Raw genomic sequence first — 23892 nt, forward strand, 5'->3', positions numbered from 1 at the left:
TTGGCCTTCTTTGCGGCAACAGCGGGCCTTGGCAGTGAGCATTTCGGTTACCCTCCCCTCAAGGTTCGTCAGCCTGATCGCGCTTGCCGCCGTGGGCGCGACCGCCCTGCCCGCCGCGCCTCTGCTTGCAGACGAAGCCGCGCCCGCGCAGAGTTTCCCGCCGATCGCGCGGACCGAGTTCCAGACGCCCGGCTTCGACCTTGCCCTGCGCGCGGATACGCAGACGCTCGCGCACCTGTCCCCCAAAGGACAGGCCGGGTTCAACTTCGTGCCCTCAGGCCGCGAAGCCGAGCGGGCGGGCGACGGCTACGTCCACATCGGCGACATCCATATCCGCCTGCGCTCCGAAGGATCGGACTGGCGCGACTTCTCCTCCGCCCATGCCCGCAGGCAGATCGCCTCGCTGGCGGGCGGCCCGGGTGTGCTTGCCGCCGCCGACATTACCGCATCCATGGGTGCGGGCATCCCGCTTCGGGTCGAGCGGCGCTGGGTGAACGAGGCGGGCGTGCTGGCGCTGCGCTTCACGCTGGTCAACACCGGCACGGCCCCGGTCGAAGTCGGCGGGCTCGGCATGCCGATGGTGTTCGACAACATCATCAAGGACCGCGACCTCGACCGCGCCCATGCCGAAGCGAGCTTCGTCGATCCCTATATCGGCCGCGACGCGGGCTACCTTCAGGTCACGCGACTGAACGGGCAAGGCTCCGCGCTCCTCGTCCTGCCGGAAAAGGGCACCCCGCTGGAGGCCTATCGCCCGATCCTCGAAACCAAGGCCGCGCCCGCAGGCGACATCTTCACCGACCGCAGCCCCCGCATCCAGACTGCCGAGGGGTTCTACGACTGGACCGTCGCCAGCAAGGGTTTCGCCGAGAAGGAATGGGCGAAGGCGGGCCAGCAGTGGAACGAGCCCACCAGCTTCACCCTCGCCCCCGGCGAGCGCCGCGCCTTCGGCCTGCGCTTCGTGACCGCGCCCGGCATCCGCCAGATCGAGGACACGCTTGCCGCCAACGGCCGCCCCGTCGCGGTGGGCATCCCGGGCTACGTCGTGCCCACCGACCAGACCGCCAGCCTGTTCCTCAGGTCGCCGAGCAAGGTCGCGCGGATCGAGTCCTTCCCCGAAGGCGCGCTGACGGCCACCTCGCAGAAGACAGGCAAGGGCTGGGCCCGCTATGCCATCAAGGCGTCCGGCTGGGGGCAGGCGCGGCTGACGGTGACATATGCTGACGGCCAGAAGCAGACGGTCAGCTACTACATCACCAAGCCGCTCGATCAGGTCATGGCCGACATCGGCCGCTTCACCACCACGCGCCAGTGGTTCGAGGAAAAGGGCGATCCCTTCCACCGCTCGCCCGGCATCCTTTCCTACGACCGCGAGGCCGACCGCATCATCACGCAGGACGCCCGCGTCTGGGTGCCGGGCATGAGCGACGAGGGCGGCGCCGGATCGTGGCTCGCCGCCGCGATCAAGCAGCTCGACAACCCGGACCCGGCGGAAGTCGCCAAGCTGGAACGCCTCGTCGACGAGACGATCCTCGGCCAGCTTCAGGTCGCCGAAGGGCCGCAGCAGGGCGCGGTGAAGAAGAGCCTGTTCTACTACGACCCCAAGGAGCACCCCGGCTTCTACGATCCCAAGATCGACTGGTCGGGCTGGTCGTCATGGTCGAAGGCCGACGCGGCGGACCTCGGCCGCTCGTACAACTACCCGCACGTCGCCATCGCGCACTGGGTGCTCTACCGCCTCGCCCGCTACAATCGGGGGCTGGTGACGCGCAACGACTGGAAATTCCACCTCGACTGGGCCTATCGCACCACCGTCGCCATGATGCGCGACGCGCCGCATTATGCGCAGTACGGGCAGATGGAAGGCGACGTATTCCTCGACATCCTCGACGATCTGGAGCGCGAGGGCATGACCGCCGAGGCCGCCGAGGTCGAAAAGCTGATGAAGGGCCGCGCCGATCACTGGCGCACGCTCAAGTATCCCTTCGGCTCGGAGATGGCGTGGGATTCCACCGGCCAGCCGGAAGTCTACGCATGGATGCGCCGCTTCGGCTACGAACCGCAGGCCGACGTCACGCGCGAGGTCATCCTCGGCTACGACCCGACCATCCCGAGCTGGGGCTACAACGGCAACGCGCGCCGGTACTGGGACTTCCTCTATGGTGGGAAGGTCTCGCGCATCGAGCGACAGATCCACCACTACGGCTCGGCGCTGAACGCGGTGCCGCTGTTCGACGCCTATCGCAAGAACCCCGCCGACCTGCACCTGCTGCGTGTCGCCTACGGCGGCATGATGGGCGGCATCACCAACATCGACCGCGACGGCTTCGGCTCATCGGGCTTCCATTCGTGGCCCGACATGATGAAGTGGGACGCGATGACCGGCGACTACGGCATGGGCTTCTACGGCCACGTCATCGCCGCCGCGACCTACCTCGTCAACGACCCGAAGTTCGGCTGGCTCGGCTTCGGCGGCGACCTTTCGGTGCAGGGCGCGAAGGTCGGCATCGTCCCGAAGGACGGCGCGCGCCGTCGCCTGTTCATCGCACCCGCAGGCCTGTGGATCACCCTCAAGGCGGGCCGGATCGCCAGCGCCACTTACGACACCGCATCGCGCGAGGTCACGCTGGTGCTGGACAAGGCATCCCCGACCACGGCCGAGGCTCGGGTGGCGCTGGAGACTTCGACAGCATCCCAGCCGAAATACCGCGTCGTCGGCACCGAGATGACCGGGGATGACTATGCGATCACTCTCGGTGCGGAAGCCAGCACCATCGTACTGACGCCGAAGGAATAACGCCGTTAACGGCTGCAATACCGCGGCGCTGGCCACGTCTCATTACAACGAACGTCACTTGACGGTTGCACCAAACGGGAGCCTCCTGAGCCGCATATAGGGAAAAGCAGGGCCGCCAATCATACCGGAAACAAACCCGTTCCGCATTGCGGGGACGGCATTGTCGAGGGGGAGCATGGTGGTGGCCAGGACAATACTCGTGGGCCTGTCGTTCGCGGCGCTGGCCGCATGCCATTCGGGCCCGAAGGACGAGGCGCAACAGGTCGGCGTGCGTGACGATGTTCTGGTCCAGGCGGACGAGGACTACTTCCACGAAATGGACGACGGCGTGCGCCTCACCCCCGACGAGGTGAAGGGCCGCAACATGTGGCTGGTCTGGAGCGGCGGGAACGACCGTTTCTGGGACTATATGAGCAAGCCGACGCTGGGCGGGTTCGACCTCCTCAAGATCGTCGCCCCGCCGCCGGGAAGCCCCAATTCCCGCCCGACCCGCTGGAAGGTCATGGGCCTCGTCAACGAGCCCTGCTTCTCCCCGCCGAAGAAGCCCGACGCCTACGGCCTGTGGCTGGACACCCGCGATCCCGCCTGTCCGCCCGATCCCTTCGCCAATGCCGACAAGTACCCGGGCGTGAAGATCGGCGCGCGTGGAACGACGGTGCCGGTCGGCTCCTACTTCGGCGAACCCTCGGGAATCCTGGGCCTGCGCCTGTTCCCCAACCCCGATTTCGACGAGGCGGCCAAGGCGAAGTGGGACGCGAAGCGCTATTACGAGGACGCGCGCTACTACAACGACCCGAAGCTGGTGCGCCCCTATCGCGTCGGCATGAGCTGCGGCTTCTGCCACCTCGGGCCGAGCCCCACGCGCCCGCCCGCCGATCCCGAGAAGCCCACGTTCGCGAACCTCAACTCTACCGTGGGGGCGCAGTACATGTGGGTGGACCGGCTGTTCATGTGGAAGGCGGACTCGACCAATTACATGTACCAGTTGGTTTCCACCTACCGCCCCGGCGCGATGGACACCTCGCTCGTCTCCACCGACAACATCAACAACCCGCGCACGATGAACGCGGTCTACCTGCTGGGCGACCGCCTGGGCGCGGCCCGCAAGTTCGGGAAGGAGGCACTGGCTGGCGGCAGCAGGAACAACGTCCAGTTCAACGACGTGGTCGATTCCGGTCCCCTCACCCAGTATTTCGAGAAGCCCGCCACGGTCTGGACGCCGCATGTGCTGAAGGACGGCGCGGACGCGGTAGGGGCGCTGGGCGCGCTCAATCGCGTCTACCTCAACATCGGACTGTTCAGCGAGGAGTGGCTGACGCACTTCAACCCGGTGGTCGGCGGCAAGATCATCACCCCCATCGAGATCGAGACCGCGCGGCGCAATTCCGCCAACTGGCGCGCGACCGAGAAGGGCACGCCACTGACCGCGCTGTTCTTCCTCAAAGCCGCGCGCCCCGATCCGCTGGCCAATGCGCCGGGCGGCGCTGGCTACCTCACGGCCAACCCGCAAGTACTCCAGCGCGGCGCGACGGCCTTTGCCAATACCTGCGCCCGCTGCCATTCGAGCAAGCAGCCGGACGCGCCCGCCGGTGCCTCGCTGGTGGATTCCATCGGCAAGGACTACGTAAAGCGCTTCCAGTCGTGGTGGCGCTGGACGCAGACCGAGGACTTCAAGGGCCGGATGCGCGCCATCGTCGCCCGGCCCGACTTCCGGCAGGGCAACTACTTCAGCACCGATGCGCGCATTCCGGTGACGCTGCTGCGCACCAACTTGTGCAGCCCGCTCGCCACCAATGCGCTGCGCGGCAACATCTGGGACAACTTCTCCTCGGAATCGTACAAGGATCTGCCCTCGGTCGGCACGGTGGCCTATCAGGATCCCTTCACCGGAGAGGCGAAGCCGTACCGCATGCCGGGCGGCGGGCGTGGCTATACGCGCGTGCCTTCGCTGGTATCGCTGTGGTCGACCGCGCCGTTCCTGCTGGGTAATACGGTCGGCACGTTCAACGGCGATCCATCCGTAGCGGGACGCATGGCCGCGTTCGACGACGGCATCGCCAAGATCCTCTGGCCCGAGCGGCGGGAGCGGGACGCGATGCTGCCGGGCGCATGGGGCACGATCGACCGCACGACGACGCGCAGCTACCTCTACGTGCCTTCCGCATTCCTGCCCGACGCCCCCGGCCCGCTGGACGATCAGGCAAGGAAGGCGCTCAAATCGCTGGAGAACGCGCAGGGCGACATCGAACTTGGCCCCATCCCCAAGGGCATGCCGGTGAACCTGCTGGCATCCTTGCGCCCGCTGTCGGAGAGCCGCGATCCGGCGACGATCGCGCGGCATTACCGCGACCTCATCGTGCTGCTGGCGCGGCTGAAGAAGGGCCTGCTCTCGATGCCGTGCGGGGCGGACGACGCGGCGCTGCGCCAGCACTTCGCATCCTTGCGCGGGCCGTTCATGGCGCTCAACAAGTGCCCGGACTTCGTGGTCAATCGCGGCCACTACTTCGGCACCGCGCAGTTCAACCAGCAGCAGCTGAGCGCCGACGAGCGCGCCTTCGGTACCGAGCCGGTCCTGTCCGACGAGGACAAGCGCGCGCTGATCGAATACCTCAAGACGCTCTGAGCCGTGCCGCCGCCCGACCCCGAACATGACTACATCGTGGTGGGTTCGGGTGCGGCAGGCGGCACGGTGGCGGCACGGCTTGCCGAAGCGGGCATGCGGGTGCTTGTGATCGAGGCCGGACCGGACCCTCGCCGCGACGGCGATGCGCGGGCGCAGGCCGACTACGACGTGCCCGCGTTCCATCCCTTCGCCTCGGAAAACCCCGAGTTCGCGTGGGATTACCGCGTGCGCAACTCCGCCCGGAACGATGCGGTGTTCTATCCGCGCGCCGGGTCGCTGGGAGGATGCACGGCGCACAATGCGATGATCTTCATGGTCGCGCCTGACAGCGACTGGGAGACGCTGGCCGCAGAGACGCGCGATCCCGGCTGGCTGCCCGAGGCGATGCACGAACACCGCAAGACGGTCGAGAACTGTCGCCATCGTCCGCTCTGGCGATTGCTGGCAAAGCTGGGCATCGATCCCACCGGGCATGGCTGGAACGGCTGGCTGCCGGTCGAGAAGGCCGTACCGAAGCGAGCGCTGCGCGACGCGGCGCTGATCCGCGCGCTGCTGCTCTCGACGCTGGCGAGCCTTGCCCGCAATCGCGGGTGGCTGGGCCGGATCTGCGTGTTCCTGCGCGCCTGGGGCGATCCGAACGATCTGCGAAGGCACGCGCGCGAGCAGGTCTGCTACACCCCGGTCACGACCAGCGGACATGCCCGCACCGGCGCGCGGGAACGGCTGGAGGCGGTGCGTCGCGCCCATCCCGAGCGGCTCCAGATCGTGACCGACTGCCTCGCCACGCGCGTGCTGTTTGACGAGAGCGGCCGCGCGTCCGGCGTGGAGTGGCTGAAAGGCCGCCACCTCAGTCGCGCTTCCGTCTGGGCCGGGCACCAGAGCGATCAGGGCGAGAGCCATGCCCGGCGCGAGGTGATCCTTGCCGGAGGCGCCTTCGCCACGCCGCAACTGCTGATGCTGTCCGGTATCGGCGATCCCGCGCATCTTGCCGCGCACGGCATCCCTTTGCGCGCCGCCCTGCCCGAAGCCGGGCGCAACCTGCAGGACCGCTACGAGATCAGCGTGGTCCACCGGATGGCGCGGCCTTGGCATTCGCTGCGGGGCGCGACGTTCACGCCGGGCGATCCGCTCCATCGCGCATGGGCCGACGGACGGCGCGGCATGTACATCTCGAACGGGGCCGCGCTGTCCGCGCTGCGCCGCTCCAGCACTGCGCGGGACGATGCGCCGGACTTGTTCCTGATGGGCCTGATGGCGCGGTTCCGGGGCTATTATCCGGGCTATTCCGCAGACCTCTGGCCGGGGCTCGACAGGTTCAGCTGGACCGTCCTGAAAGGCCAGACCGGCAACCGCGCGGGCACCGTGCGCCTCGCCTCCGCCGATCCGCGCGACAGGCCGCTGATCGACTTCGCGCAGTTCGCGCAGGATGGCGAGGCGGACCTGACCGGCCTTGTAGAAGGACTGGAGATGGCCCGTGCCCTCGCCCGTCCGCTGATCGCGCGCGGCGTGATCGCCGAGGAGGAATTGCCCGGCGCTGCGGTGACGGGGGAAGCCTTGCGCGAATGGGTGCGCGCCCATGCCTGGGGGCACCACGCCTGCGGGACCGCCGCCATCGGCCCCGTGCTGGACCCGCAGGGCCGCGTGCTCGGCGTGCCGGGACTGCGCGTGGTCGATGCCTCGATCTTCCCGCGCATCCCCGGCCTGTTCATCGCCGCGCCCATCTACCTCGCGGCGGAGAAGCTGGCGGCGGACATTCTGAACGGCAAGGAGGGCTGAGACATGCTGCGATTTCTCCATCGCCTGCTGGAACTGGGGCTCCACGCGGAGCGGCGCTTCGATCCGTTCTTCCGCCCGCTGTTCGACCGGCTGTTCCGGATGCCGCTGACGCGATTCTTCAACTGGACGATCAACCTCACCCGCAGCCGCGACGTGCCCGCCATTGCCATGGAAGCGGACGATGCGGATGAGGATCTCAGCCTCGACACGATCATCGCCGAGATGCAGCACCACCTCGACCTAGACTTCAAGCCGGGGCACTACGAGCGTGCGGGCAACACCAAGACCCACGGCCTCGTTCATGGCACGCTGACCGTGCTGCCTGACCTGCCCGAGCATGTGCGCAAGGGGGTATTCGCCGCGCAGCGCAGCTTTCCGGCGTGGATCCGCTTCTCCAACCCCGGCCCGCATGTGGAGCCCGACATCGACGACGTCGGCTTCGGCAGCATGAGCGTCAAGCTGATGGATGTGCCCGGCCCCAAACTGATGGACGACGAGCGGCATACGCAGGATTTCACCTCCGTCACCGTCATCACCTTTCCGACGCCCGACACCCGCGAGAACGCGCATCTGCAATACTGGAGCCGCCGGGAGATGGGCGTCTGGTACTTCCTGAACGTCAGGCGGCCCCATGTGCGCGACTTCATCATGCAGGCGCTGTGGAACCGCACGCTGGCGAACCCGCTGGCCAACGAGTACTTCTCCTGCACGCCCTACCTGCTCGGAGAGGGAGCGGCGATGCAATACAGCTTCCACCCGCTCACCCCTGTCACCACGCGCATCCCCCGCCTGCCGCTACGGCCCGGCGACGACTACTTGCGCGACAACCTCGCCACATCGCTGCGCGAGGGGGAAGCCGTGTTCGAGATGCGCCTGCGGTTGCAGCGCGACCCTTTCCTGCAGCCGGTGGAACAGGGCGCGGTGTTGTGGGATCCGAAGGACACGCCGTACATCCCGGTCGCCCGGATCACCATTCCGGCGCAGGAGTTCCGCTCTCCCCGGCAGTTTGCCTTCGCCCGACAACTGACGTGGAACCCGTGGCACTGCGTTCCCGAGCATCGCCCGCTGGGCAACCAGAACCGCGCGCGGCGGCGGCTTTACTTCGAGATGTCGCGCTATCGACAGGGCAAGAACAGGGAAAGCCATGTCGAGCCGACCGGCACGGAACGCTTCGACTGAGCGGCCTCACTCAACACTTCGTCATTGCGAGCGCAGCGAAGCAATCCAGCGGCATAGAACAACGCTGGATTGCTTCGCTGCGCTCGCAATGACGATAGGCGCTTGCCTCAGTTTCGCAGGATACGGGCCAAGCCACCGAGCCCCGGCAGGAAGAAGTAAGCCCCGCCCACCAGGGTCACGAAGCGCGGCAGGCCGGCGACGAGGCGCGGGGTGCCATGTTGGTCGTAATAGCCGAAAGCGTCGGTCGGCGCTCCGCCATTGGCCGGGCAGCGGTTGCCCAGCAGCGGATCCTGTTCGCCCGACAGGCCGCCGAAATAGGGGCTGGCGATCCAGCTGCCCTGCACGAACTCGAACTGCCGCGCGAGGCTGGCGTTGAGGCAGATGAAGTGCAGACCGCATTCTTCGACGGGCATCTCTCCCGCGATCAGCGCCTGCGTATCCGGCGGCGTTCCGTAAGGCCGCCCGCGCCGGAGCAACCGATGGAACCGCGCGGAGGCCACTGCATCGTGCATGGCGGTTCCCTTCAGACCGAGCGACGACACGAGATCGCCAAGGAACCCGCGCCGCCCGCGCGGATCGTCGCCGCTGCGCGGGTTGGCACGGCGGATGTGCGATCCGATGGGGCAGACCAAGCCGTCAGGGTCGGTTGCGAAGGTGAAGCCGTTGCGCCCCTCTGAGCCAAGCGCGGGCAGCGGGTCTCCGTCGATACGCCTGCCGACCATGCGCTCGGCCAGCGCCATCGCGCCGCCTTCTCCCGCCCGTAGGACGGTCCAGCGCCAGAACCCCACCACGTCCTGCTCCAACTGGCGATAGACGAGGTACGTGCCGTTGCGGCCGATACCTTCTGCTTCCGGGTAGTCTGCTACGAAGCCGTACTCGTTGACATGGCCCAGCAGGAACTCGCCCAGCGCGATGTCCTCGCGATAGAGCCGGTCCTTCGCCCCGCCCGGTTTGAGCGTCCCGTCCCAATCGACGTCCGGTTGGGAGACGCCATCAACAAAGCCGAACGGCTCGCGCCCGACCGGACCGCTACCCGCATTGACCTGAACGACCGTGCATGCCGCTCCGGGCAGCGCGGCGAGCGTTTCGGCAAGATAGCCGTCAATCTCCACCTGCTTCGCCAGCAGGATCAACAGGACATGCGGCTCCCCCGCCTCGCCGCCCCAGCGCCAACGCGACGGCGCGCAGTTCTCGACATCGCCCAGCCTGCGGGAACGGGACGGATCGCCGGAAAGCCCGTCTAGGAACTCCGGTGCGAAGCCTGGTATCGCATCGACCGCCAGCCCGAGCGCACGCAGTCCCGCCGCCGTGAAGGCCATTTGCAGCACGCGCGTCAGGCGACTTGCCCTCGCCTGCGCCTCGCTCGTGACCGCAAGGCCGCGCAGGCAGTGCCGCGCGGCGGCGGCATCCTCTACCCGCAGCAGGACGTAGCGCGCGCCGTCCAGCGAGCCGAAGCCCCGCCCGACCAGCGCCTGCACGTCGTCGGGTGCGGCGGTACTCATATCTCGGCGAGCCAGCGGCGCAGCGCCTTGCCGCGCGGCGGATGATCGATCCCGGCGCGGATGCGCGCGTTGCGGGCCATGTCGTAGTTGGAGAGGCCGGGAAACGCCTTGTACCAGACCTGCGTCGGGATCTGGTGATGGAAGAGATAGCGCTTGAAGTCCTGCTCGCGCCGTGCGCCGCCAAGGATCAGCCAGTCGGTGCGCGGGTAGCCGAGGCCGTTGGAAAACGAGAGGTTCAGCCCGAACGCCACCTTGTTGATGAAGTCATCGTTGTACGCCTCGCGGCTGCCGTCGTAATTGCTGGCGAAGTAGACGCGCCGTCGCTCGTCCAGGAACGTCCAACTGGCGAAGTGGATCGTGTTGACCCGCGCCAGCCGCCCCTTGCGATAGATGTGCCGCGCGCCCCAGTTGATGACCCACAGGATCACGACGGTCAGCCAGCGCCGGAACCGACCGGGCTTGAGCGAGCCGATGGCGCTGTACTGGTTGGTGATGTCGTGATCCTCCTGCGCGGAGAGCATACGGTTGCGCGCGCGGTCGGGCACCGGGGCGAGCACCGGATCGGTCCGCTCGCGATGGCGCAGCACCAGCACGAAGGGGATGGCCCCCACAATCACGAACGGAAACAGCAGCAGGCCGATGGCGGGGAGCAACAGGAAATGGCCGATATCGAGCAACTTCTCGGCCAGACCCGAGCGGCGCAGCGGAGTCAGCGGAACCGTACCGCCGATATTGAGCAATATCCGCTGCAGGGCTTCGGGTGCCAGACCATCGTGGAGCAGGCGCGCAGGGCGCAGGGCGCGGTGCAACGCCGCTTCCTCGCCGATCTGGCGCGTGCTCCGTCCGCGCCAGTTGATGTAGTTGGCCGCGGTCGGCAGGTTATGATCGCGCATCCACTCGACGAGGTCGGCGTCCGGCGTGAAGTCGATGCAGAACGAGAAGATGCGCCGCAGGCCAGCCTCGGCAAGTGCGGCCAGGGCATCGAAGAAATCGGCCTCGTCGCCATCGAAATCGGCGATGAAGGCAAGACGTACCGGCTCATGGACCGGGAGGCTTTCGGCAAGCAGGAGCCGGTCGGGCAGCGAGGGATCGTCAAGGATCACGAACCGCGCGACGTGTATGCGATTAAGCCGTCCGAACGGCACCAGCGCGTTCTCCGGGTCGGCCTGCCCCGGCTCGCGCGTCATCGTGGCGAGCAGGCTTTCCAAGTCCGCGCGACATCCGAAACGGATGGGCGCTGCCACGAAGACGTGCCCCTGCCGGACCACGGCGGCCCGCTCAGTCGCCGAATTCCAGCGCGAAGTCGATCAGGCGCGCCTTGTCCCAGTAGACCTTGCCCAGATAGAGCCCCGGCTCGATCATCCGGATCTCGTCGCGCACATGCGAGGCGAGCAGCGACGTGTCCGAATAATCGAGCACGATGCATTCCTTGCCGTCCAGCCAGCTAGGCTCCTTGTAGACTTTCGCGACGATGGCCTTGAGCCCGAACGGCAGGATCGTGTTGCGCAGGAACCCGCGCTCGCCGTCGAACACCTTGCCCTGCCAGGCGAAGATGTTGATGAGCTTGGCGATCTCGTCCGAAACCATGGTGCCCGGCGCTATGATCGCGGTTCCCTTCGCCTCGCCGTCCGGGATCGGCCCGGCCTCTTGCGCAGAGAACAGCGCATCGAGCGCCGCCTGATCCATCTTGAGCCATTGCGATACCGACTGTCCCATGGCGATTCTCCCAAATGCGCCTGTGCGGTCAATCGTCGGATAGGATATTTCGAGCATCAGTCAATAACGCGACCCAATCCTAACGCGGTATGTAAGTTATCTTCGCCCACATGCAGAGTATTATCCCGGAGGTTCGACTTTACCGAACACTGCTGGGGGAGACGGCGGATGGCAGGCAAGCTGGCTATCGTATTGAGCGGCGGCGGCGCCAAGGGCGCGTTTCAGGTCGGCGCTCTCGACGCTCTGGTGAACACGCACGGGGTGAAGCCCGCCATCGTCGTGGGAACCTCGACCGGCGCGATCCAGGCGCTGGGCGTCGCGCAGAACGACGTGACGGGGCTGGTGCAGGTCTGGGAAAGCCTGAAAAACGACCGCGACATCTACAAGGAGAGGTCCGGCGTCATCGGCGCGGCGTTCGGGGAGAAGGCGCTCTACAACGCCAGCCCCCTGCGCAAGCTGCTCAAGGATTTCGCCGATCCCGCCAAGCTCGCCGCCTCCGGCATAGACCTGCGCCTCGGCGTGGTCAGCCTGCAATCGGGGGAGTTCCGCACCATCGACCAGAGCGTGCCCGACATCCACAACTGGGTCTATGCCAGTTGCGCGATGCCGGTGTTCTTCGATCCGTTGCAGACGAGCGACAAGCAGCAATGGGTGGACGGCGGCGTGCGGGACGTGACGCCGCTGGGCGCCGCGCTCGAACTCAATCCGACGAGCGTCCTCGTGATCCGCGCCTCGCCGACCAGCCAGCCCGCTTCGAAGAAGAACTACGGCGGCATGATCTCCATCGGCCTGCGCGCGGTGGGGCTGCTGCAATCCGAAGTATCGCGCAACGATCTCGCCAATGCGGCGCTCGTCAACGATATGCTCGCCGCGCGGGGGCAGCTGTTCGCGGGACTTGAGGCGAGCGGCATCACCGGTACGGAAGCAAACCGGCTGCTGCTGCCGCTCGACAAGCAGATATCGAAGTACCGCTTCGCCCGCATCCACATCGTCGAGCCTGAGGAAGAGTATTCCGACACGCTGGAATTCGATCCGGCCAAGATAAAAAAGGCGATAGAGGCAGGCCGCAAGGCGATCGACGACCAGTGGCCTGTCCTGCAGCCGCTGGTGTCCTGAGACCCGCCCCGGCGTTGGGTTCGAGCATCGCGATTGACGCCGCCGCCGCCGTTTCCTAAGCGCGCTCAATCTTCAACCCACGGGGTGTCCTGGCGCGGCCAGGGCTGAGAGGCGGACCGGGCCATCGCGCCAAAGTCCGCAAACCCGCGAACCTGATCCGGTTCATGCCGGCGGAGGAATAGGGATATGCGCAAGCAGCGCGCGACCGGTACTGCCTTCTTCACGGTGCTCGGCACCGGCCTTGCCCTTGGTTTCTGCGGCCTAGATGCCACTGCGGCACATGCCGACGAGGCGGACGACGGCCGCGAGATCGTCGTGACCGCGCGCGGTCGGCCGGAGGCGGAGATCGCCGTGCCGGACACCGTGGCCGTGTTCACGCAGGACGACATCGTCCGTCGCCGGCTGAACACCATCGACGATTTCATCGCCGCGACGCCCGGCATCTTCATGATCCACGACCAGGATCCGGGCACCAACCTGATCTCGGTGCGCGGCGTTTCGACCAACCGCAACCAGTCGCCCTCGATCGCCTATATCGTCGACGGGCTGGCGCTGGCGGACTCCGAACTCTTCACCCTGCGCACTTACGACGTCGCCCGGGTCGAGATCCTGAAAGGTCCGCAGGGCGCGCTTTTCGGCCGTTCCGCGTCGGGCGGCGCCATCGACATGGTGACCAACGACCCGACCGACACATGGGGCGGCATGGCGTCGGCCGGGATCGGCAACGGCTTTACCTGGACGGCGGACGGCGTGGTCAACGCGCCGGTTTCGGACAAGGTGCAACTGCGCCTCGCGGGCTCCTATCGCAATTCCGACGGGTTCATCCGCAACAGCTATCTCGACAAGAAGGTGGATGGCCAGATCAGCCGAAACCTGCGGCTCAAGGCCAATGTGGAGCTGTCCGAGACGACCCTGCTGAAGCTGCGGGCGGGCTGGGCGAACGAGGAAGGCGGCGCGGCCTACATCTCGTCAGGCAACGTCACCGGCCTTTACGGCGGGCGGCTTTCGGGCGAGGCCCTGACCGATCCGCAGGGCGACTTCGAGGGCCGGGCATCGCGCAAGTGGTGGGGACTGCAGGCGACGCTGGAGCAGGAACTGGGCGATGCGCTCTCCCTGTCATGGACCGGTGGCTACGACGATTACCACAAGAACTTCGTGGAAGAGCTGGATTTCCGCCACGATACGCCGATCACGCTGGGTGGCGTGCCGCTGTTCCCGGACGGCATCCAGCCGATCTCGCAGCCGGTCGACATCCACGCGTGGACCAGCGAAATCCGGCTGACTTCCAAGGATCCCGGGCCGCTGCGCTGGCACGCCGGGTTCTTCTTCCAGCGCCTTGAGCGGGACCGTACCGACGACTTCGGCCCCCTGCTTTTCGGCGCGGAAGCGCAGCGTGCGGAGACCCGCTCCAACCAGATCGGCGTGTTCGCGCAGGCCAGCTACGACCTGCTGCCGACCCTCGAAGCGACCGTCGCCATGCGCTACGACCGGGACCGCCGCAAGGAAGACACGGTCGGCACAGAGAGCGCACAGAACTATGCCAGAAGGGCACAGACCTTCGACAAATGGCAGCCCAAGCTGTCGCTGGCATGGCACCCGAGCGACGCCTTCACGGCCTACGTGACCGGCGCGGTCGGTTTCAAGTCGGGCGGGTTCAATCCCCTGCCCGGAGCCTCCGACATCTGGACCGCGAACTTCGCGGCGGAGACGACGAAGTCGCTGGAGGCAGGCGTCAAGGGCAGGCTCGCGGACGGGCGGGTACGCCTGTCACTGGCGGGCTTCGTGACCGACTACAAGAATTTCCAGAACACCGTGTTCCTCGGCAACTCCGTCGTGCTGTCGGTGCCCAAGGTCGATGTCCATGGCATCGAGGCTTCGGCGGAAGCGGACCTCGGGCTCGGCTTCCGGTTCGACGGCGGGATGGCGTGGACACACAGCCGCGTCGGGCGGTACATGACGCCCAACCCGACGCCGGAGCCGGGCGAGCCGGACATCCTCGACATGTCGGGCAAGCGCACGCCCAATGCGCCGGACTGGACGCTCAACGGCGGCCTCGGCTGGCAGGGCACGGCAGGCGCGGCGACGATCGATGCGCGGCTGAGCGTCGCCTACGTTTCGCGCGTCGATTTCGAGATCGACAACATCCTCCATTCGCCGGGCTACACCTCGGTCGACGGGCGGGTCGGAGTCGATCTGGGCGACTGGGGCTTCGACATCTGGGCGAAGAACCTGTTCGACAAGCGCTGGGCGATTTCCGCCTTCGGGCAGCAGCAGTTGCCGCTGCTCCTCGGCCTTGGCCCCAACGGTCCGTTCGACAGCTTCACCATCAACACCGGACGCCAGTTCGGCGTCAGCGCCACGCGCCGCTTCTGAGGAGGACCATCGCATGAGCTTCTGCGACACCATCTGGCAGGACGTGGCCCCGCTGCGCCGCGCGATCCTTGAGCATCCGTTCCTTGCCGAACTGGCTGATGGCACGCTGGAGGGCGAGAGCTTCCGCCACTACATCGTGCAGGACAGCCTCTACCTTGCCGAATACGCCCGCGTCCTCGCCCTCGCCGCCGCCCGCGCGCCGAGCGCTGCCGGACGGCTGGAGTTCTCCGACGGGGCGAAGGTCGCGGTTCAGGTGGAGGAGGCGCTGCATCAGGCGTTCTTCGCGCAGTTCGGCGTGACGCCCGAGATGGCGCACGCCGCCGAGGCGACGCCCGCCTGCCTGGGCTATACCAGCTACCTCTCGGCGCTGGCGGCGACGCGCAGCTACGAGGAGCTGATCGCGGGCATCCTCCCTTGCTTCTGGGTCTACTGGGAGGTCGGCTGCGACATCAAGCCGCGCGCGACCGCGCCCAACCCCTACGCCGCATGGATCGATACCTATGCCGCGCCGTCCTTCGGCGAGGCGACCGACCGCGTGCGCGCGCTGGTGGACGAGACCGCCGCCAACGCCACCCCGGCCACCCGCGAGGCGATGGCGACCGCCTTCCGCAACGCGACCCGCTACGAGTGGATGTTCTGGGACTCCGCCTATCGCCGCGAGGCCTGGCCGGTCTGACCGGCCCGGCGGGCGCGGCCTACGCCCGCCCGCTGCCCCCGCTGCGGTGAAGTTGCGGCGCGTCAGGCGCGACTTCGTAGCGCATCAGCGTGCGGATCGCGCCGCCGGGCTTCTGCACTTCGTCCATCACCTTGACGTCGGTCGTCCACTGCTTCGGCGTGATGTCGAAGACCTGATAGCCGCGCCGGTCGGTGTAGAGATCGAGATTGGGATTGTTCCCGTAGAAGTGCGCCAGCCCCTCGTCACCGCGACCGTTGCCGCCTGACGAGATCGAGGTCGCCAGGAACTCGACCGCCACCTTCTCTCCATCCGGCGCCTCGTCGTGCAGGGGCACCGTGCCCGCCGCGTGCTTGTGGTGATCGCCGGTGGCGATGACGACGTTGGTGAGTTCGTGCTTGCGGATGGTCTCGACCAGCCGCGCCTTGGCCGGGCGATAGCCGTCCCACAGGTCGGTCTCGAACGTCGGCTTGGCCGCACCCGGCGCACGCACGTCGAGCGGCATGACGATGACCTGCTGGGCGAGCAGGTTCCACGTCGACGGGCGGGCGAACCCTTCGTCCAGCCATGCCTCCTGCGCATTGCCGAGCATCTGCGGACTGGCGTGCGCCTCGGGCGTGCAGGCGTCCGAACGCGCCACGTCGCCGCAAGACTGGTCAGTGCGATAGGAGCGCGTGTCGAGAACGTGAGTGCGCAGCAGGCGGCCGAAGTCGAGGCGGCGATAGGCGGTGATGCCCTGCACGCCCGGCATCTGCGCGCGGCGCACGGGCATGTTCTCGTACCATGCCTGATAGCCTGCCATCCGGCGCAACAGGAACGCTTCGGGCGGTGTGCCGTCCTGGTCGAACTCGCCCGCCCAGTTGTTGTCCACCTCATGATCGTCGAACGAGGCGGCGAAGGCGCAGGACTGGTGCGCGGCGCGCAGGTGCGGGTCGGCCTTGTACTGCGCATAACGACGGCGGTAGTCGTCGAGACTGTAAATCTCGTCGCCCGCGTGCTGGCGCACCACGCCTTCGCCCAGCGGCTTGCCTGCGCCTTCGTAGATGTAGTCGCCGTAGTGGAACACGAGGTCGAGGTCCGGCTCGCGGGCAAGCGCGCCCCATGCGTCGTAGAAGCCCGCTTCCCAGTGCTGGCATCCGGCGACGCCGATGCGCAGCCGGTCCACCGCCGCCTCGGCAGCAGGCGCGGTCCGCGCCCGGCCGACTGCGCTCACGTCGCTGCCCGCGACGTTGAAGCGATACCAGTAGTGGCGATGCGGACGCAGGCCCGCCACTTCGACATGGACCGAGTGGCCAAGCTCGGGCCGGGCGGCGGCGATGCCCTTCTGCACGACGCGGGTGAAGCCCTCGTCCTCAGCGACTTCCCAGCCAACCGGCACCACCGACTGCCGCATGCCGCCATGCTCGTCGAGCGGACGCGGGGCAAGCCGCGTCCAGATCACGAAGCCGTCCGGCCAGGGATCGCCCGATGCGACGCCCAGCGTGAAGGGATCGGCGCCGAGGGGGGCGGCGAACAGGCGGGTCGAGGCGGACAGCCCGGTGAACAGGGCAAGGCTTCCGCCCGCCTTCATCAGCGTGCGACGGTCGAGGATCATGGGCTTGGTCATCCGGTTGGCTGGGAAAGGTCAGGCGGAAGGCGGGATCACTCGTCCCGCTTCCACCCCAAAGCTGACAGCATGATGTCGAACAGGCGCGTATTGGGCATGAACCCGTGGACCTGCTCCGCGCCCGGTCCGGAAGCCGCGACGACGACCTCCTCGCCGGTGTGGCTGGGCTCGACGCTGATGACAGACTTCGACGCCGGGTCGTACTGCTCCGCAAGCGGCTTGTCGCGGCTGCCGCCGGTCATGCGCAGACCGAAGCTGTGGTCGGCGGTGAACAGGATCAGTGTGTCCTTGCCCGCGATCTCGTGGATGCGGCGGATCATGTCGTCCATCTCGACGACGTGGCGCAGGCCCGCGCGCGGATCGTCGGTGTGCATGTCCCACTCGACCATCAGGAAGTAGCCCTTGGGGTTCTTCGCAAGCTGGGCGATGGTCGCCTCGACCGCCGGGGTCGGCGCGAAGTCGCTGTCGCGCAGCACCGCCGCGCGGGTGGCGCCCGCAACCAGCGCCGGGTCTTCGCCGAAGCGGTAGCCCGCCTTGCCGAACGCCTTGTCCGCGCTCGTCCCGCGCGCGGCGAAGGAGGCGAGCGCATCGGCGCGGCCCTTGCCGATGAGGATGTCCACCCCGTTGCCGAAGCGCGGGGCGAGCATCTGGGCGAAGATCGCGTCCTTGTCCGAACGCTTCGCGACATGCGCGAACGTGGCGGCGGGCGTCGCGTCCCAGATGGGCTGGTTGGTGACGACGCCGGTCGAGAGGCCCCGCTGCTCGGCATATTCCAGCAGCGTCTTGATCGACGTCGGCTTGCCGCCTGGCGTGGTGGCGGGGGTCATCGAGACCATCGCGTTGTTGGTCTTCCTGCCGGTCATGATCGCGGTCATCCCCGCCGCCGAGTCCGTCACCCAGACGTCGAGCGCCGAGGTGTCCGACAGCGCGATGTTGGGCATCGACTGGATGAACAGCGATTGCGGGCGATCATGGGCGAGGATGCCCCCCGCACTGAGCGTCGGCACGCCGCCCGCATCGCCAAGGAACACGATGACATTACGCGCCTCCCCGGCCATGGCCGGAGCGGTTGCGGCGAAGGGCGCGACGGCTGCCAGCAGCAGCGCGCGCAGGTTCTTGCGGGGATGGAAGGTCATTGCCGTGGTCCTCAGGGTGCGGGAGCGGAACCCGTTTCCGGGTCGTAGTTCGGGTTGGTCGGATCCTGCGGGCGCGGATCGCCGACGCCGGGTTTCGCGCTCTCCTTCCATGCGCGCGTCAGCAAGTCACGCAGCATCGCCGCACCCGCCGCCCCGCGCCGATAGACGAATTCGCGGGCTTCCTTGTCCTTCGGGTCCGCCAGCGCGCCGCGCTTGTCGAGGGCGAAGATCGTCTCGACCTCGGCGTTGCTTTCGTCGAGGAAGGTCAGGACGTGGGTGAAGAGATCACCCTCCTGCCGCTGCGGCGCGCCGATGCGCTTCTCGAAATCCTCGGGCTGGAGGTCGATGGCGTCGGCATAACCGATCTCGAACGCACCGTGGATGCCGCCGCTGCGGGTGTAGCCCTTGGGGTTGTCGCCGAACCAGCCTTCGCAGTGGATGCTGGCGTGATGCGGGTTCGTGCCGTCGCCGATGTAGTGGGACATCCATGCGGTGTAGAATGCCAGCGTCTGCTCGATGTTGGCGGTCGGCTCGCCGCGCGTGCGCTTCCAGCGCAGGCTGCGCATCCCGGCGACGATGCGGCCGTAGCCTTCCATGATCGCGTAGGGCATCGTGCCGGTCCAGCGCACGTTGAGGCGCTCGGCGGCCTTGGGATCGGTCTTCCGCACCCGCTCGTACTCGCGGTGGAGCGCCAGCACGAAGGCATAGCGCGAACGCGGCACCGGCTTCATGAAGCGCAACCGCTCGACGAACCAGGTGTGGTTGGGATCCTCGTCGATCTTGGAGAACGGCTCGGAAGAGGACCGCCAGGTGTCGGGCGCGCCCGCTTCCTCGCCGATGAACTCGGCATACTTGCGCAGGAACACCGGCCCGTCCTCGGGCAAGGTGTCGAGCGCGGCATGGTCGATCACTGCATGCCCGCGCCCACCCCAGGCAAGGGCGGCGGGCGCGTGGACCGCTGCGGCCAGCGACAGAGCGGCAAGGGCAATTCTGTGCATCGAAAAATCGCTTTCAATCAAACGCGAACCGGCCGGACGCTGCGATGCGCCCGGCCGGTCTTGCGGTGTCGTCAGAAGTTGTACGAGACGCCGACGTAGGCGCGGCGACCCGAGTAGACCGAGCCGACGAAGCGGTCCTTGGTGTCGTTGCCGAGGTACTGCCATTCCTGCGACTTGGTGAGGTTGATGACCGAGGCGGTCAGCATCAAGCCGTCACGGATCTCGTAGGAGGCGTTGAGGTCGACCTGCTCGTAAGGCGCGGTGTAGGTGCTGAGGCCCGAGGACAGGCCGCCCACCACCGTGCCGCGGCGGTTGTACGAGGCGCGCAGCAGCAGGCGGCGGTTCTCGTAGAAGACCGAGGCGTTGAACTGCGTCTTGGCGCTGCCGACCAGCGGCGAGGAGCCGACCTTCTGGCCGTCCAGCGTCACGTCCGCCGTCGAGGTGTCGTTGTAAGTGAAGTTCACCTGCGCACCCAGGCCGAAGGGCAGCGTGTGCTGCGCATAGACTTCGACGCCCTGCGACACCGCGCTCGAACCGTTGGCGACGGTGGAGTAGGATTCGATCAGCACCTGCTCACCGGCGACCTCGCGGGTCACGTCCATGACGAGCGGGACGATGAAGTTCGACACTTCCTTGCGGAACGCGGTCGCGCCAACGACGGAACCGGGGCGGAAGTACCACTCGATGCCGATGTCGTACTGCCAGGCCTTGAACGGCTTCAACTGCGAGTTGCCGCCGCCACCCGACCAGCCCGCGAATTCGCCGAACTGGTCGCGGTCGAAGGCATAGGCTTCCGACTTGTAGGTGAGCGAGCGGGCACCGGCGAGGTCGGAGATCGAGGGCCGCGCCACCACCTTGGCCACTGCGCCGCGCAGCAGCACGTTGGAGGTCACGTCATAGGAGACGTTGAGGCTGGGCAGGACGTCGGTGTAGCTCTTGCGCTCGTTGAGGCGGATGTTCTGGATGATCTCGCGCTGGGTCAGCGGGAGAACCTGGCAGTTGCCGTCGGCGCCGAGCGGGCGGTTGGGATCGAACGGGCCGTTGGGGCCGTCGACGCAGTAGTCGACGAGGTACTGCAGGCGGTCCGAAGTCTCGTCACGCTGGATCGTCTTGACCACGCGCACGCCCAGATTGCCGCGCAGGCCGCCGGTCGCGAAGTTCGCCTGCGCATAGCCGCCGAGCGCCTCTTCGCTGAGGTTGTAGACGTTGTTCGGCTCGGGCTCACGGACCGAGGGGCCGTAGCGCTCGTTGATGATCTCGAGGTAACGCTCGAAGTTCACGCCCGGATAGAGGTTCGCGCTGAAGCCGCCGTTGATGTTGCCCATCGGCTTGTCATAGAAGTACTCGGGCTGCGCGATCGCGCCTGCGGGCGTGTTCTGGTAGCGCACCTTGTTGGCCGCATCGGCGTACCACTCGTTGCGCCCGGTCTCGCGATGGACCTCCAGCTTGCGCCACTTGCCGCCCAACTGGATCGAACGGAGGAACCCGTCGCCGAACTCGCGCGTCAGGTCGAGCTGGACGTAGGGCTGGTCGATCGCGCTGTTGGTGAAGCTGGAATTGGTGCCGCCGATGTCGATCTGGGCGACGCCGTTCATCAGGTTTTCCTGAAGATTGGGCGAGAACTCCATCGCCACGCCCTTACTGGACAGATCCCAGGCGCTGAGGAAGTTGCCGTTCTGCTCCTTGCCGACCACGGTGATGCGCGGCTTGGCGGCAACCTGGAAGCGCATCGACGGACCGCCGCGCGACATCGTCTTGCCGACCTTCAGGACACCGTCGAAGCTGTCGAGGTGGTAGTGCGCCTCGCCCTCGAAGGTCTGCGAGTGCTGCTTTTCCTTCGAATAGTACCCGGTGAGACGCGGCGTCTCCATCGTGCACATCGGCTTGGCGTTAAGGCACGGCGCGCCGTCGACCAGGAACGTGGCGGACTTCATGACGGTGCCGCTCTTGTCGAACACGGCATCGCTGAAGAACTTGCCGTAGCCCCACTCGGGGATGGTCAGCTGGTTCATCACGTAGTCGCTGCTGTATTCGAACCGGAAGTAGTTCGCAGTCAGCGTCAGCGTGTCGGTCGGGCGGAACTGCGCGGTCGCCTGGATACCGAAGCGCTCGCGATCCTGGTCGAAGACCTCGGCGCGGACCGACTGCGGGGCCCAGTAGCCGGTGTAGTGCGTGCCATCGACGGTGCTCTGGCCGCCGCCGGTCCAGTAGGAAACCGCCGCGTCGTTGGCGATCGGGTTGCCGTTCACGTCGGTCGCGCGCTCGAGCACCTGGCCGTTCGCACCGCGATCGCTCCACCAGCGCCAGGTTCCTGCGGTCGAGCGCATCTCGCGGTTGGTGCGCTTCTGGTAGACGCCGCCCAGCAGGAAGCCGATCGTCTCGTCCTCGTTCTTCCAAGAGAACTGCGCGCCGATCTGCGGTTCGAACTTGCCGCTGTTGTCGGAGTAGGTGCCCTCGGCCGAGATGAAGCCCGAGCCCGAGGGGACGTCGAACGGACGACGGGTGTTGAGGATGATCGTGCCGCCGATGCCGCCTTCCTCAAGCCGCGCTTCGGAAGACTTGTAGACCTCGGTGCTGGCGATGAAGTTGGCGGGCAGCATCACGTAGTTGAACGAGCGCTGCGGATCGCCGCTGTCGGCGCCGGCCAGGAAGTTGCCGTTGAGCAGCGTCTGCGTCAGGCCCGGCTGGAGGCCACGGATGCTGACGCGCGAGCCTTCGCCGCCGTCACGGGTGATGACGACGCCCGGCATGCGCTGGAGCGCGTCGGCGACGTTCTTGTCCGGAAACTTGCCGATGTCCTCGGCGGTGATGACATCGACGAAGGCGTTCGCCTCGCGCTTCTGTTCGAGCGCCTGCTCGATCGACTGGCGGTAGCCGGTGACGAGGATTTCGGGATCGGCTTCCGGCTCACTCGCCGCAGCAACGGGGACGTTTCCCACCGGATCCTGCGCCAGCGCCACGACCTGCCCGTCGTCGCCCACCACGCGCAGGCCCGAGCCAGCGATCAGGCGGCCCAGCGCTTCCTGGCGGGACATCGTGCCGCGCACCGAAGGCGCGGTCATGCCGCGGATCTCGGCGGCGGGATAGACGATCTTGACCTTGGCCTGCTTGGAGAACGCGATCAGCGCCTGCCCCAGACCCTGCGCCGGAACATCGAAATAGACCGTCGCCGCCTGCACCGGGCTGGCGACCATCGCCGTCGAGGCGACAAGGGCTGCGACGAGAGAATTGAAGGTACGCACGGACATGAAAGATAACCCCCGACATGGCGCGCGATTGCACCACTCGCCGGGATGACGGAACGGGAGCCGACTGCCTCCAAGTTCGATTAAAATAATTTTCTTATCGAATTTTTTGGCCGATTTCCTCATCCCGTCACCCCTGCGCAAGCAGAGGCGACGGAAATTGGTGGGTTGACGCAACGACGCCAATCAGCGCGTCAGTTCGAACCCGTCTGCGGTCGTCAGCACGCGCGCGTCGAGGCTCAGCGAGACCGCCTTGAGGAACTGGTCGGGCCGGGCCAGCTCGAAGCGCCCGCCGATCTTCTCGCGCGCGAGGTCCGCGTTGCCGATGCTGATCTTGCGGGTGAGATGGCGATTGAAGTCCTCCGCCGCCTCGGCGACCGAGGTGTCGAGGAAGACGATCTCGCCCGCCCGCCACGCCATGAGCGAAGCGACCTGCTCGGCACTGCGCGGCTCCAGCCGGGCTGCGCCTTCGCCATCGACGATGACCGACTGGTTGGGTCGCAGCGTGAGACCGGCCTGTACGCCCGGCAGCCGGATCGCCGCCCCGTCGACGAGCGTGAGCTGCGCCCGTTCTCCGATGACGCGGGCGTCGAACAGGCCCCGCGCCAGCGGCAGCGACGCTTCGCTCGCGTGAAGTACCGCCTCGCCCCCTCGCCGGATGTCGAGCGCGACCTCACCGCGATCGAGCCGCAGCGCGCGTTCGCCGTCGCCGAAGCGCCAGGACAGCGAGGTGTCGGTGTTGAGGAACGCGACGCTGCCGTCCGGCAGGGTCACGCGCCGGGTCTGCCCGACGCCGGTGGTGGCATTGTCCCAGGCATAGGCGCGCTGGGCGAGGAAGCCGGAACCGAGCATCGCGGCGGGCAGACCCACGGCGGCAGCCTTGAGCCACTGGCGGCGACTGGCGCTGGCGCGAACCGGCGCCTCCTGCGCCACCGGAACCCCGGAAACGCTCTCCCAGTTGGCGACGATGCGGGCATAGGCGACGGCGTGAGCCGGATCGCTCCGGCGCCAGGCTTCGAACTCGTCCCGCGGGCACGAGCCTGCATCCAGCGCCGCGAACCAGCGCGACGCTTCGGCAATGAGGGCATCCTGACCCAAAGGATCCTTGGTGTTCGTCATGTCCCGGCTATGCTGCATTCCGATCCGACCAGC

15 protein-coding genes and 1 riboswitch are annotated in these 23892 nt (G+C 67.2%); of the genes, 7 read left to right on the forward strand and 8 right to left on the reverse strand.

The features are described from left to right. Window positions 1–34 precede the first annotated feature (34 nt). From LO787_RS04770 to LO787_RS04785, 4 genes are all read left to right on the forward strand, one after another. Window positions 35–2797, forward strand: a complete 2763-nt coding sequence (locus LO787_RS04770; RefSeq protein WP_232494704.1) for a DUF5695 domain-containing protein — start codon at window positions 35–37, stop codon at window positions 2795–2797. A 175-nt stretch (window positions 2798–2972) separates the two neighbouring features. Then, window positions 2973–5420: a hypothetical protein gene (locus LO787_RS04775; RefSeq protein WP_232494705.1), complete on the forward strand. Its 2448-nt coding sequence runs from the start codon at window positions 2973–2975 to the stop codon at window positions 5418–5420. 3 nt (window positions 5421–5423) lie between these two features. After that, window positions 5424–7196, forward strand: coding sequence for a GMC family oxidoreductase (locus tag LO787_RS04780; protein ID WP_232494706.1), 1773 nt, complete (start codon window positions 5424–5426; stop codon window positions 7194–7196). A 3-nt stretch (window positions 7197–7199) separates the two neighbouring features. Further along, on the forward strand, window positions 7200–8375 hold the full coding sequence (locus LO787_RS04785) for a catalase family protein (RefSeq protein ID WP_232494707.1): 1176 nt from the start codon (window positions 7200–7202) through the stop codon (window positions 8373–8375). Between the two features lie 107 nt (window positions 8376–8482). On the opposite strand, the gene LO787_RS04790 is transcribed toward LO787_RS04785, so the two are convergent. Genes LO787_RS04790 through LO787_RS04800 form a run of 3 tightly spaced genes read right to left on the reverse strand, consistent with a single transcriptional unit; the run spans window position 8483 to window position 11593 of the window. Continuing rightward, window positions 8483–9877 carry a Dyp-type peroxidase gene (locus LO787_RS04790; RefSeq protein ID WP_232494708.1) on the reverse strand — a complete coding sequence of 465 codons (1395 nt, stop codon included), beginning with the start codon at window positions 9875–9877 and terminating at the stop codon, window positions 8483–8485. Further along, on the reverse strand, window positions 9874–11121 hold the full coding sequence (locus LO787_RS04795; RefSeq protein WP_232494709.1) for a hypothetical protein: 1248 nt from the start codon (window positions 11119–11121) through the stop codon (window positions 9874–9876). Before LO787_RS04795 ends, LO787_RS04790 begins: the two co-directional genes overlap by 4 nt. Before the next feature lie 34 nt (window positions 11122–11155). Beyond that, window positions 11156–11593, reverse strand: a complete 438-nt coding sequence (locus LO787_RS04800) for a hypothetical protein (RefSeq protein WP_232494710.1) — start codon at window positions 11591–11593, stop codon at window positions 11156–11158. A 168-nt stretch (window positions 11594–11761) separates the two neighbouring features. On the opposite strand from LO787_RS04800, the gene LO787_RS04805 reads away from it, so the two are divergent. The 3 genes from LO787_RS04805 to tenA all read left to right on the forward strand — a co-directional run bounded on the left by LO787_RS04805 (window position 11762) and on the right by tenA (window position 15758). Then, a complete protein-coding gene (locus LO787_RS04805; RefSeq protein WP_232494711.1) occupies window positions 11762–12709 on the forward strand; it encodes a patatin-like phospholipase family protein in 948 nt (315 codons plus the stop codon). Window positions 12710–12779: 70 nt separating this feature from the next. Next, a riboswitch (TPP riboswitch) is annotated at window positions 12780–12905 on the forward strand. Beyond that, complete coding sequence (locus LO787_RS04810) at window positions 12896–15082, forward strand: TonB-dependent receptor (protein WP_232494712.1); 2187 nt, start codon at window positions 12896–12898, stop codon at window positions 15080–15082. Its footprint overlaps the riboswitch before it by 10 nt. Window positions 15083–15095: 13 nt before the next feature. Next, window positions 15096–15758 (forward strand): thiaminase II, encoded by a 663-nt coding sequence (gene tenA / locus LO787_RS04815; protein WP_232494713.1) that lies wholly within the window; start codon window positions 15096–15098, stop codon window positions 15756–15758. A 19-nt stretch (window positions 15759–15777) separates the two neighbouring features. Here tenA and LO787_RS04820 read toward each other — a convergent pair whose 3' ends face one another. From LO787_RS04820 to LO787_RS04840, 5 genes are all read right to left on the reverse strand, one after another. Next, entirely contained in the window at window positions 15778–17361 is a 1584-nt protein-coding gene (locus LO787_RS04820) for an alkaline phosphatase D family protein (protein ID WP_232494714.1), read from the reverse strand. Window positions 17362–17396: 35 nt separating this feature from the next. Further along, the gene (locus tag LO787_RS04825; RefSeq protein WP_232494715.1) at window positions 17397–18497 is read right to left on the reverse strand and encodes an alkaline phosphatase; all 1101 of its coding nucleotides are present in this window, start codon (window positions 18495–18497) and stop codon (window positions 17397–17399) included. Window positions 18498–18508: 11 nt separating this feature from the next. Beyond that, window positions 18509–19495: a phospholipase C/P1 nuclease family protein gene (locus LO787_RS04830; RefSeq protein ID WP_232494716.1), complete on the reverse strand. Its 987-nt coding sequence runs from the start codon at window positions 19493–19495 to the stop codon at window positions 18509–18511. A 71-nt stretch (window positions 19496–19566) separates the two neighbouring features. Further along, the gene (locus LO787_RS04835) at window positions 19567–22743 is read right to left on the reverse strand and encodes a TonB-dependent receptor (RefSeq protein WP_232494717.1); all 3177 of its coding nucleotides are present in this window, start codon (window positions 22741–22743) and stop codon (window positions 19567–19569) included. Between the two features lie 183 nt (window positions 22744–22926). Next, window positions 22927–23859, reverse strand: coding sequence for a FecR family protein (locus LO787_RS04840; protein ID WP_232494718.1), 933 nt, complete (start codon window positions 23857–23859; stop codon window positions 22927–22929). Window positions 23860–23892 lie beyond the last annotated feature (33 nt).

Source organism: Novosphingobium kaempferiae (assembly GCF_021227995.1).
Taxonomy (GTDB): domain Bacteria; phylum Pseudomonadota; class Alphaproteobacteria; order Sphingomonadales; family Sphingomonadaceae; genus Novosphingobium; species Novosphingobium kaempferiae.

What these genes read in the sequence shown, in the direction of transcription:
- LO787_RS04790 (WP_232494708.1), bottom strand. Translation starts at nt 9,877, where the DNA reads ATGAGTACCGCCGCACCCGACGACGTGCAGGCGCTGGTCGGGCGGGGC.
- LO787_RS04835 (WP_232494717.1), bottom strand. Translation starts at nt 22,743, where the DNA reads ATGTCCGTGCGTACCTTCAATTCTCTCGTCGCAGCCCTTGTCGCCTCG.
- LO787_RS04840 (WP_232494718.1), bottom strand. Translation starts at nt 23,859, where the DNA reads ATGACGAACACCAAGGATCCTTTGGGTCAGGATGCCCTCATTGCCGAA.
- LO787_RS04830 (WP_232494716.1), bottom strand. Translation starts at nt 19,495, where the DNA reads ATGCACAGAATTGCCCTTGCCGCTCTGTCGCTGGCCGCAGCGGTCCAC.
- LO787_RS04820 (WP_232494714.1), bottom strand. Translation starts at nt 17,361, where the DNA reads ATGACCAAGCCCATGATCCTCGACCGTCGCACGCTGATGAAGGCGGGC.
- tenA (WP_232494713.1), top strand. Translation starts at nt 15,096, where the DNA reads ATGAGCTTCTGCGACACCATCTGGCAGGACGTGGCCCCGCTGCGCCGC.
- LO787_RS04810 (WP_232494712.1), top strand. Translation starts at nt 12,896, where the DNA reads ATGCGCAAGCAGCGCGCGACCGGTACTGCCTTCTTCACGGTGCTCGGC.
- LO787_RS04800 (WP_232494710.1), bottom strand. Translation starts at nt 11,593, where the DNA reads ATGGGACAGTCGGTATCGCAATGGCTCAAGATGGATCAGGCGGCGCTC.
- LO787_RS04785 (WP_232494707.1), top strand. Translation starts at nt 7,200, where the DNA reads ATGCTGCGATTTCTCCATCGCCTGCTGGAACTGGGGCTCCACGCGGAG.
- LO787_RS04825 (WP_232494715.1), bottom strand. Translation starts at nt 18,497, where the DNA reads ATGACCTTCCATCCCCGCAAGAACCTGCGCGCGCTGCTGCTGGCAGCC.
- LO787_RS04775 (WP_232494705.1), top strand. Translation starts at nt 2,973, where the DNA reads ATGGTGGTGGCCAGGACAATACTCGTGGGCCTGTCGTTCGCGGCGCTG.
- LO787_RS04805 (WP_232494711.1), top strand. Translation starts at nt 11,762, where the DNA reads ATGGCAGGCAAGCTGGCTATCGTATTGAGCGGCGGCGGCGCCAAGGGC.